This window comes from Alcanivorax hongdengensis A-11-3, assembly GCF_000300995.1.
Classification (GTDB): domain Bacteria; phylum Pseudomonadota; class Gammaproteobacteria; order Pseudomonadales; family Alcanivoracaceae; genus Alcanivorax; species Alcanivorax hongdengensis.
Window position 1 is genome coordinate 1 of record NZ_AMRJ01000001.1, and the last position, 9,805, is coordinate 9,805.

Below are 9,805 nucleotides of genomic sequence, written 5' to 3' on the forward strand. Positions count from 1 at the left end.
TCACTGTCCGGTATTAGTTGACCACTACAAACCAGCCTGAAAGCCTGAGCGTGTAAGGGGTTTTTGAGAGGTTCCTTAATACCACACCGTAAACAGCAGTCGCGTTACCGTGGCATCAAAACCGTAGAGCGGTTCGGTGCCCGGCGTGGTCTGCACCCGCAGGTCGCGGAAGTTGTTGTAGTCGAAGCTGAAGCGATCCACCCACAGGTGCAGGCCGGCCCTTTCCACATGGGTCCAGCGGTGACGACCAAACTGGAAGCCCAGCCCCACGCCCATGACGGTGGAATCGAAATCACTGAGTTCCTTGTCCCGGGCCAGAAAGTTCTGGGCGTCCTTGTAGGGGAACAGGTCCGCATAAAAATCCGCCTGGCCCTGCTGGTAGGCCCGGTAACGGGTTTCCACCGTCCAGCGCTGGCCGATGGGCTGGACCAGCTTCAGCTGCCAGCTGTTGGCCTCCACGCCCCAGGAATCATTGAAGAAACGGTATTCGCCGTGCAGGCCGGCCCGCCAGGGCAGGAAGTAGGACAACCGCAGGGTGGTTGCCTCGCTGGTACGGGTACGCGGGTAGCGTTCGGCTTGGTAGCTGTAGGAGCTGGAGGACGTCAGATAACGCACCGACCGGTAGGGATTGTTCAGATAGCCCTCATCGGTGATCAGCTCGTGGGCCACGCTTAGCAGCAGGTCCCGGGTCAGCACCTGAGTGACGCCAAGGCGAAAGGACTGGCGGTCGGTATCCTCGTTGAAGGTCGGGTCACCGGTGCGGCGCACTTGGTCCCAGCCCCGCGAGTACCCCAGACTGAAGGTGGTCAGGTCGCCGAAGAAGTCCTGGCTCACATCCACATTCAGGGTATTGGCTTCGTAATCATTTTCCTGGCTGTTGCCGTAGGTGATCGAATAGATCGATTTACCGTACAGATAGTCGAATCCCAGGCTCTTTTCGCGCCGCTCTTCACTGTAGGGGCTGGCGCTGGTGATCACGTCGATGGAGGCGGACGACACCTGATCCACATAGTAGTTGGCGTGCACCGATACCTTGTCGGCAAAGGACTTGCGCACCAGCACCGACGGCCCCTTGATCTCCATGCCACCGCCATCATAGTCATGGCGCATCACATCCAGTCGGTCTTCGGGCAACACCGCCGCCGAGGCAGCACCGGCCAGCCACAGCGCGCCGACAACGATAACCGCTCGCCAGGCCATCAGCTGCATCCGCACCCTCCCCCGGCGGAGCCTTCCGCCCCGCGCATGGACTCACGCGCTTCGTGCACGTGGTCAATGTATTGCTCGGCAATGGGGTTGGCGGACACATTCATGACCGGGTCTGCCAGACGGGCCCGTTCATAGGGTTTCAGCCAGGGCTTGATGGCGCAGCCACTGAGCAGCAGGGCCATCAGCAACAGTTGCAGCGTGCGCATTATTCCAGCACCAGTTCCTTCACTTCCTGTTCGTATTTGTCCATGTAGCCGTCCTTGTAGCCACGATGGTGGTAACGGATGGTGCCGTTACGATCAATCAGCACGGTGGTGGGCATGGCATCCACCTGGTAACTCTCGCTGGTGCTGTTGTCCGGGTCGAACAATACCGGGAAGGTCACCGGCACATTGGCCAGCAGCTGCTCGGCCTGGTCGCGGTTTTCGTCCAGATTGACGCCCAGCACGGTGAAGCCGTAATCCCGGTATTGCTGATAGAGCTTGTCCAGCAACGGCATTTCCGTGCGGCAGGGTCCACACCAGGAGGCCCAGAAATTCACCAGAATCACGGTGCCGCGCAGTTCGTTGAGTCTGATGTTGTCACCGCTGCGCGCCTTGAGGGTGAAATCCGGTGCGGTGTCGGCGGCCAGGGTCGGGCCGGCCACCAGCGCCAGCACGCAAAGTATCAGAGCAGACAGTGTTTTCTTCATGATTCCCCCTTTTGTTGTTTTCGCCCGGTTCAGAAAAAGGCCCCCAGGCCCAGGCTGAGTTCCAGATTGTGTGTGGTGTCGTTGCTGCCAAAGGTATCCAGATCAAAGATGTGGTCACGCATGTCCAGGCGCAGACTCAACCAGTCGTTCATCAGCACCCGGTAGCCCGCCCCCAGGTTGAGGGTAAAGCGCTGGTCACCGGCAAAGTCGGTGACGCCGGCGCCGCCAATCAGGTAAAGGCTGGTATTGAAGGCACGACCATCCCCGAAAAAGGCTTCCCCGGGCAGCAGGTTGTAACCCACCGCCGCCTCATAGGCCCGGTATTCACGCTGATCATCGGTGAGCAGCTGCACGCCGGCATTGAGCTTTTCGAAGCTGGTATCACCGGCCTTGCTCATGGACGCCTGGGCCTCCAGAAACACATCCTCGTTGATGTGGTAGCCCAGCCGCAGGCCGACCAGCGGCTCACTGCTGAAATTATCGATGGCCAGCACGCCGGCATAGGCACCCACCTCGAAATTTTCGGTGTCGATGTCCGCCTCGTGGATACGTCGCCGTTCGATACGCGGGTCCAGCACGCTGCCGGCATCGGCATCACGCACGTTGACAGCGCCATCATCGGCGGCCTGCCCGGCCACGGGCAGCAATAGCAGTGCTGTCAGAACAGCACGGCAAATCCGAGTTTCCATTCTTCCAGATTCCGGTTGTCGTCTTCCTGGGTGAAGAGCACATAGTTTCGGTATTCCGCACGCAGCACAAAGCCCCGCGACAGCCCAATCCGCACGCCACCGCCCACATGCACCAGCCGCTCGTCGCGGTTGTCCGGCTGCACCAGGGTGGCGCGCGGTTCGATATGAATCTTGCCGGTGCCAAGCATCACGTAGGGCGAGACACGCCACTGCGGAAACAGCTGATGCTGCACATTGATATCCAGCAGCCGGTTGTTGGCATAGGGGCCGCTGGCCTGGCTGAACATGACCTCCGCCAGCAGATTATCGGTGAACTGGTAGCCGGCCGCGGCCGACAGGGAACGGGCGCCTTCCAGCTCCCCCATCAGCACCGACAGCTGCCACTGCCCGCCATTGAATCGCTTGAGGCCGTCTTCCATGACCGGCGCCTGGCCGGTGCCATCCAGCGTCAAGGCCAGGGCATCGCGGGGCACCCAGCCGGTGCGACCTCGCGGAGTATGCACTTGCACCCAGCCCGCCCGCTCTCGGATCAGGGTCAGCGGCGCGTGACGTTCCACCACATGGAACACCGGGTAGCCGCGACCGGGCCCGGTGTGGATCTCCACATAGGGCTCGGCCACCTTTACCTGCAGGGCGTCCGCCAGTGCCTGCCCGGTCAGCAACCAGGCCATCAAAAAGAGTCCAACTACAAGGCGCACCGGGTGCGTCTCCCCCTTTATTGTGCCGTGCCACGCCACTGGCATGGCACGGTCAGTTTTGTGGTACCCGGAACGGATCGTTATAGAGCTGGGCGCCCAGGTCAATCCATTCCGCCAGCAACCGCAGTTCCTGCGGGCTCAACCAGCCCTGGTGGCTGCCACCGTCCTCAAACAGACTGAAAAAGGCCTGCGAATCCCGGGCCCGCCCGGCCCGCAGCACGGCATTGACCGGCACCGTCCGGGTGACCGGAATCGGATCGCCATTGTTGTCGAGCACCGGCTCACCATCATCATCGGTCTGGTAGACCACCTGCCCCTGGTCATCAAGCACCACTTCCAGCCGGTCCACCAGGGCACCGTCCACCAGTTCCAGTTCGTTATCGTTGAACAGCAGCTCCCGGTAGCTGACCGGCTGGGCGGTCTGTTCCGGAGACGGATCGCCCGTCAGCTCCAACTGGGCCGGCGGCACCTGCAGGGCATTGGCGGCATCGCGGCGGTTATGGCAGGACGAGCAGGTCACATCCTCCATCACCCCACCCACGTCCGCCTGGCGGGGCAGATCCCAGATCGGCTGAATATGATCCTGATAATGAATCACGATGCGGCACTCCGGCTGCCATTGCTGCTGGCAGGCGGCATCGGCGGGCGCGTCGGTGTTCAGGTCGGCGTAGTCCAGGGCCAGCTCGGTGGCCGGGTCCGGTGCCGGGTCGGTCCAGGCGTCGAAGGCCTGCATGTTGATATTGGGCAAACGCCGCTCCGGCTGCAGCCGGGTCAGCGCCTCGGCCATGGTTTCCCCGGCATCGGCAAAGCTGACCACGTCGCTGCGGGTATTCGGAAACGGCGAACCGGTCAGCGGCGCCCCGGCGTTGATACTGGGGGGCTCGCCGCTGGCGCGGCCGTGAACCACGTCGCTGCCGCTCTGGTGACAACCGGTGCACTGGCGTTGCTCGCCGGGGCGCAGGGTCAGCCAGGCCGTATGGCGGGTATAGACCGCCTTGCCGGTGGCATCCACCAGCTGCAAGCCGACGGGCGCATTGGCGGGCACCACGGCGCGCACGGAACCATCCGGCTCCACCGGCACATAGCCGACGATCTCGCGCATGCCGAAATTGGCAGCCCGGCCAAAATCGGCGCCGCGCAGATCCAGCACCTCGTCACCGGGAATCAGCACGCCCTTGGTGATACGCAGGAAACGCACCCGGCGTTCATCCGGGCTCACCCGCGACGGGTCACGGAAGGTTTCCAGGGTGCCGGCCCCGGCCGGTGGCGTAGTGAGCGGATCAAAGCGATCGCCGAAATCGTAGACGCTGCGGATGTTGATCTCGGCCAGGTTGTCGTCCGCCAGGTTGTCATCGATCTGCCCCTGCGGGCCCTGCGCCGGCAGGGTGGTGGGTGCGGCCACCGCCACATCGGTGATCCAGACGCCGTCCCTGGGCGCCACCACCGGCAGCTGGGTGCCATCGGACGGGTCCAGAATCCACAGCCCGAAAGCCGGCGGCGCCTCTTCCAGATCCTGCTGCAGATTGTCGTCGGTACAGGCCAGCAACGTGTCGCCGTCTTCCATACGACAGGGCGACCAGGCCATCAGGTAACGACCGGAGCCATCGCCCATGGGTCGCAGGGCCGCCATGCGTCCGCCGCGGGACACGGTTTGCAGGTAACTGACCGCCGGCCCCGGCAGGGACTGCTCCGCCTGCCCGGCCACCGCGTTATAGAGCGGGCGGTCACGATCGATGAAATGGTCCACATCGATGGCTACCGGCAGCATGGCTGCGGTCCGGCTTTCCCGGGGCCGGGTAGCTACCAGCAGGCGGCCGTCATCCATAAAGGTGATTGGCAGGAATTGCCGCTCCGGTTGATCCTCGCCGGCATCATGGCTTTGCGCACCGTAGAGCGGTTCCACCTGGCTGCCATCCGGGTTGACCCGGTAAAGGTCAAAGCGGTTGCGGCCATCCTTGTGCTCCCAGCGCAGGAAGACGATACGGCCGTCCGGGGCCACCAGTGGCGCCAGGTCGTGACTGACATTGAAGGTGATCTGCTGAATGTCGCTGCCATCGGCATTCATCACATGCAGGGCAAAAGCCGGGGTATCACGGTCCTCGGCCAGGGGCGTGAATTGCGGCTTGCCCTCGTCCAGCAGGCGGGCCCTGGCCTGGCGCTGGCGGGTGGAGGCAAAAACGATGCGCCCATCGGGCAGATAACGGGGGAAGCGGTCCTGACCTTCCTCGGCCACCAGATCACTGCTGATCAGGCGGCGGGCCTGGCCGGCGCTGAAATCATATTCCCACAGGTTCCAGGTGGGCTGCTCATCCTCGTCGGCATCCTCGATAGCCGGGGCCCGGGCGGCAAACAGCAGGCGCTGGCCATCGCTGCTCAGTGACAGGTCACGGATATCGTGGCCGGCGCCCAGCAGGGCGGTGGAAATATCACGGGGTTCAGCACGGGGCGAGGCAAAGTCACGCACCATCAACCGGGCGCCGGCCTGAAAGGCCGCCGGTTGCTGCAGGTCATCGACCATCAGCTGGCCATCCTGGTCCCGGGGCAGCGCGCGCTGCACATAAGCCACAGGAATGTCAGTGACGGTGGGATCCTGCTGTTGTTCTCCCCCATCCAGGCCACCGCAGGCACTCAGCCCCCACAGCATGAGCAACAGCAGCCCGGGCATTATGATTGTTTTCACCCGTTTATCCGTTTATTGATCCCTTTTGCCCAGTATCACGCATAGTGCCTAATACTTCTGGGCGATACATCACAGAGGCCGACAGACTATCTCGGTGACAATACTCAACGGTAAGGGAGCAATTCTAACGACATAATGGTGTCTTTGGCCCGGGGGTAAGGGGCCGGTTACCAAAACAGAACAAGGACAAGGTCATGATTTGCATAAGGGGGATGCTGGTCATCGCGCTCGCCCTGGGCACGGCGACACAGGCCACGGCCAACAGCCGCGACCAGGCCCAGCGCCTGCACAACCGGCTGGCGGGGGTACCCGCGGACGCTGCCACACTGGATTCCATGGCAGCACTGATCGACGGCAACCAGGCAGCTCAGGCGGCGGAAATGGCCATGGACGACCCGGCCTTCTACAACGTCACCCTGAAACTGTTCGCCACGCCCTGGACCAACGAGGAACAGGACGTGTTCGCGCCGCTCAACGACTACACCGCCACGGTGATCGGCGCCATTCGCGATGATGTGGATTTCCGCCGCATTCTCTCCGATGACCTGCTGTACGTGGGCAACGGCAGCAGCGGCGCCCCCGCGCCCTCGGCCAGCAGCAATGCCCATTACCAGGCCCTGGAAGACAACCACGCCAACCTTAAGAGCGTGCTGGTAGCGCGCAGCCAGGTTTCCACCTACGGCACCCCCGCCGAGGCCGTTTCCGGCGTGCTGACCACCCGCGCCGCTGCCCGCGCCTTTTTCTATGCCGGCACCAACCGGGCGATGATCCGCTTCACCTTGATCAACCACCTGTGCCGGGACCTGGAGCAGGTCAAGGACACCACTCGCCCCTCCGACCGGATTCGCCAGGATGTCAGCCGCAGTCCGGGTGGCGACAGCCGCATCTTTCGCAACAGCTGCATTGGTTGCCACAGCGGCATGGACCCGCTGGCCCAGGCCTTTGCCTACTATGACTGGCAGGGCGATCAGGACGGTAACGGCGGCCGCATGGTCTACAACACCGGTGTGGATGCCGACACCGGTACCCGGGTTCAGGGCAAGTACCTGATCAACAGCACCAACTTTCCGGCCGGCTACATTACTCTGGACAACCACTGGGACAACTACTGGCGCACCGGCCCCAATGCCAACCTGGGCTGGGACAGCTCCCTGCCCGGCAGCGGCGACAGCGCTGCGGATCTGGGCCGTGAGCTGTCCCACAGCGACGCCTTTGCCAGCTGCCAGGCACAAAAAGTGTTCCGCGCCGTCTGCCTGCGCAAACCGGCGGATTCCGCCGACAGCAACGAGCTGACGCAGATGACCAGTCATTTCCGTAACGACAACTACCGCATGAAGACGCTGTTTGCCGATGCGGCGGTTTACTGCATGGGGGACTGAGGCATGATCAAACGCACGCTCTTTATCCCCGCACTGTTCGCTCTGGCCCTGACCGGCTGTGGCGGCAGCGACAGTGGCGCGGCCACCGTCAGCAATCGACCCGACAACAACGGCGATCAGGCCGTTACCTACAGCGGCCCGGCGCCCAAGACCAACGACGTGTCCGCGTTCAAGATCAATCTGTGGAACAACCTGGTCAGCGAACAGCGTTGCGGCGGCTGCCACCGCCAGCAGACACCGGCCTTTGTGCAGACCGGCGACATCAATGACGCCTACAGCGCTGCCAACCCGCTGGTGGACCTGGAACGCCCCACCGCCTCGCGCATGGTGCAGAAAGTGGCCGGCGGTCATAACTGCTGGGAAACCGACCCGCAGGTATGCGCCGATCTGATCAGCACCTGGATCAGCGCCTGGGCCGGCCAGAGCCTGTCCGGCGGGGGCGGCACCACCGAACTGCAAACGCCGCCGATCAAGGATGCCGGCAGCAGCAAGAACTTCCCGGCGGACCCGAGCCTGTTCGAAAGCACCGTCTACCCGGTGCTGGACGCTTTCTGCAGTGACTGCCACCAGCGCGATGCGGACACGCCGCAATCGCCCTACTTTGCCTCCGATGATGTCAGCGAGGCCTACACCGCCGCGCAGAGCAAGATCGACATGAACAGCCCGGCCCTGAGCCGGCTGGTGGAACGGCTGGCCGAGGACAACCATAACTGCTGGACCGATGACTGCGCCCACGATGCCCAGGTAATGGAAGACAAGATCACCGAGATGGCCAACGGCATCAGCGCCACCGCGCCGGATGCCGCCCTGGTGCTGAGCAAGGCCCTGCAGATTGACGATGGCACCCTGGCCGCCGGCGGCGGGCGCTATGACAACAACGTGATTGCCCGCTACGAATTCCGCACCGGCGAAGGCCTGACCGCCTACGACACCTCCGGCGTGGACCCGGCCATCAACCTGCAACTGAGCGGCGATGTGGCCTGGGAAGGTGGCTGGGGCATCCGCATCAATGATGGCAAGGCCCAGGGCAGCACCGCCACCAGCCAGAAACTGCGCCAGCTTATCACCGCCACCGGCGAGTACACCCTGGAGGCCTGGCTGGTCCCCGCCAGCACCGGCCAGAGCGATGCCAACATCGTCAGCTATTCCGCCGGCACCACCGCGCGCAACCTGACACTGGCCCAGGACGGCGCCAACTATGCCCTGTTCCAGCGTATCGACGGGGTCGATGACGCCAATGGCGAGCCGGCCCTGGAAACCAGCGACGACGGTCTGCAGGCCAGCCTGCAACACGTGGTCGCCACCTATGACGCGGTCAACGGCCGGCGCCTGTACATCAACGGCCAGTTCACCGGCGACCTGGACCCGAGCAGCCCGGGCCTGCTCAACAACTGGGACGACACCTTCGCCCTGGTGCTCGGCAACGAGGCTTCCGGTGATCGCCCCTGGCAAGGGGTCATTCGTTTTCTGGCCATCCATAACCGGGCCCTCAGCGCCGAGCAGATCCAGACCAACTTCGACGCCGGCGTGGGCGAGCGCTACTACCTGCCCTTCTACATCGGTGACCTGATCAACCAGGACGGCGCCTACATTGTCTTCGAGGTGTCCCGCTTCGATAACTACAGCTATCTGTTCAATGCCCCCTACTTCATCAACCTGAAGCAGGACACGATCAGCCAGCAGGTGGCCATGAAGGGGCTGCGCCTGGGCATCAACGGCAAGGTACCGCAGGTGGCGCAATCCTATGCCCGGCTCAATACCCAGCTGGGCGGCGATGGCTATAGCGAACAGGGCCAGACCCTGTCCCGCCTGGGCACGCTGCTGCCGGTGGAACAGGAAGGCAACGACGAGTTCTTCCTGTCCTTTGATCAACTGGGCAGTCACAGCCACGTCTACACCGAGCCCCAGCCACTGCCGTTGCAGCCGGCCACCTATGGCCAGCAGCCACTGGAAGGGCTGCGCACCTTTGCCGAAATCAACGCCACCATGAGCCGCCTGACCGGCGTGCCGGAAAGCTACGGCGACGTACCCGGCACCTACAGCACCCTGCGAGCCCAGCTGCCCAGCGAGGAAAATATGGAAGCCTTCCTCACCGCCCAGCAGGTGGGCGTGGCGCAGCTCGCCATTGAATACTGCAACGCGCTGGTGGAGGCCGAACGCACCGGTGACAGCCGCGTAACGCCGCTGTTCACCGACATGAACTACAGCCAGAGCGTCGAGACTCTCAGCCAGCAGCAATGGCGTGACCGGGTAATCTCACCGCTTTATGAACGCATGGTCGGCAATGGCCAGGCGCACCAGCCCAACCGCACCGATGTGGAAGGCGAGCTGGAGCACCTGCTGTTCGATACCAACCTGACGCAGTGCAGCGCCGGCGACTGTGTCGAACGTACCGCCACGGCCACCAAGGCCGCCTGTGCTGCCATGCTCGGCAGCGCCACCATGCTGTTTCAATAGGG

General features: G+C 63.4%; 8 protein-coding genes. 2 read left to right on the forward strand and 6 right to left on the reverse strand.

Features of this window, described 5'->3' with window-relative positions; translation table 11 throughout:
- Window positions 1-75: 75 nt before the first annotated feature.
- The 6 genes from A11A3_RS00005 to A11A3_RS00030 all read right to left on the reverse strand — a co-directional run bounded on the left by A11A3_RS00005 (window position 76) and on the right by A11A3_RS00030 (window position 5,967).
- A complete protein-coding gene (locus A11A3_RS00005) occupies window positions 76-1,209 on the reverse strand; it encodes a DUF3570 domain-containing protein (RefSeq protein ID WP_008927193.1) in 1,134 nt (377 codons plus the stop codon).
- The gene (locus tag A11A3_RS00010; protein ID WP_008927194.1) at window positions 1,200-1,415 is read right to left on the reverse strand and encodes a DUF4266 domain-containing protein; all 216 of its coding nucleotides are present in this window, start codon (window positions 1,413-1,415) and stop codon (window positions 1,200-1,202) included. The genes A11A3_RS00005 and A11A3_RS00010 overlap by 10 nt, the downstream gene beginning before the upstream one ends.
- Window positions 1,415-1,900 (reverse strand): TlpA family protein disulfide reductase, encoded by a 486-nt coding sequence (locus A11A3_RS00015; RefSeq protein ID WP_008927195.1) that lies wholly within the window; start codon window positions 1,898-1,900, stop codon window positions 1,415-1,417. The genes A11A3_RS00010 and A11A3_RS00015 overlap by 1 nt, the downstream gene beginning before the upstream one ends.
- A 29-nt stretch (window positions 1,901-1,929) precedes the next feature.
- Window positions 1,930-2,589, reverse strand: coding sequence for an outer membrane beta-barrel domain-containing protein (locus A11A3_RS00020; RefSeq protein WP_051011716.1), 660 nt, complete (start codon window positions 2,587-2,589; stop codon window positions 1,930-1,932).
- Window positions 2,559-3,260, reverse strand: a complete 702-nt coding sequence (locus A11A3_RS00025; RefSeq protein ID WP_008927197.1) for an SH3 domain-containing protein — start codon at window positions 3,258-3,260, stop codon at window positions 2,559-2,561. The genes A11A3_RS00020 and A11A3_RS00025 overlap by 31 nt, the downstream gene beginning before the upstream one ends.
- 79 nt (window positions 3,261-3,339) lie before the next feature.
- Window positions 3,340-5,967 carry an HzsA-related protein gene (locus tag A11A3_RS00030; protein ID WP_237738795.1) on the reverse strand — a complete coding sequence of 876 codons (2,628 nt, stop codon included), beginning with the start codon at window positions 5,965-5,967 and terminating at the stop codon, window positions 3,340-3,342.
- A gap of 194 nt (window positions 5,968-6,161) precedes the next feature.
- Between A11A3_RS00030 and A11A3_RS00035 the strand changes: the two genes are divergently transcribed.
- Together A11A3_RS00035 and A11A3_RS00040 are read left to right on the forward strand one after the other, a co-directional pair.
- Window positions 6,162-7,346: a DUF1585 domain-containing protein gene (locus A11A3_RS00035; RefSeq protein ID WP_051011717.1), complete on the forward strand. Its 1,185-nt coding sequence runs from the start codon at window positions 6,162-6,164 to the stop codon at window positions 7,344-7,346.
- Window positions 7,347-7,349: 3 nt separating this feature from the next.
- Entirely contained in the window at window positions 7,350-9,803 is a 2,454-nt protein-coding gene (locus A11A3_RS00040; RefSeq protein ID WP_008927200.1) for a LamG domain-containing protein, read from the forward strand.
- Window positions 9,804-9,805 lie beyond the last annotated feature (2 nt).

Bases quoted from the DNA above. Each gene is read 5' to 3' on its own strand.
- A11A3_RS00005 (WP_008927193.1), bottom strand. From the start codon at position 1,209: ATGCAGCTGATGGCCTGGCGAGCGGTTATCGTTGTCGGCGCGCTGTGG.
- A11A3_RS00010 (WP_008927194.1), bottom strand. From the start codon at position 1,415: ATGCGCACGCTGCAACTGTTGCTGATGGCCCTGCTGCTCAGTGGCTGC.
- A11A3_RS00015 (WP_008927195.1), bottom strand. From the start codon at position 1,900: ATGAAGAAAACACTGTCTGCTCTGATACTTTGCGTGCTGGCGCTGGTG.
- A11A3_RS00020 (WP_051011716.1), bottom strand. From the start codon at position 2,589: ATGGAAACTCGGATTTGCCGTGCTGTTCTGACAGCACTGCTATTGCTG.
- A11A3_RS00025 (WP_008927197.1), bottom strand. From the start codon at position 3,260: ATGGCCTGGTTGCTGACCGGGCAGGCACTGGCGGACGCCCTGCAGGTA.
- A11A3_RS00035 (WP_051011717.1), top strand. From the start codon at position 6,162: ATGATTTGCATAAGGGGGATGCTGGTCATCGCGCTCGCCCTGGGCACG.
- A11A3_RS00040 (WP_008927200.1), top strand. From the start codon at position 7,350: ATGATCAAACGCACGCTCTTTATCCCCGCACTGTTCGCTCTGGCCCTG.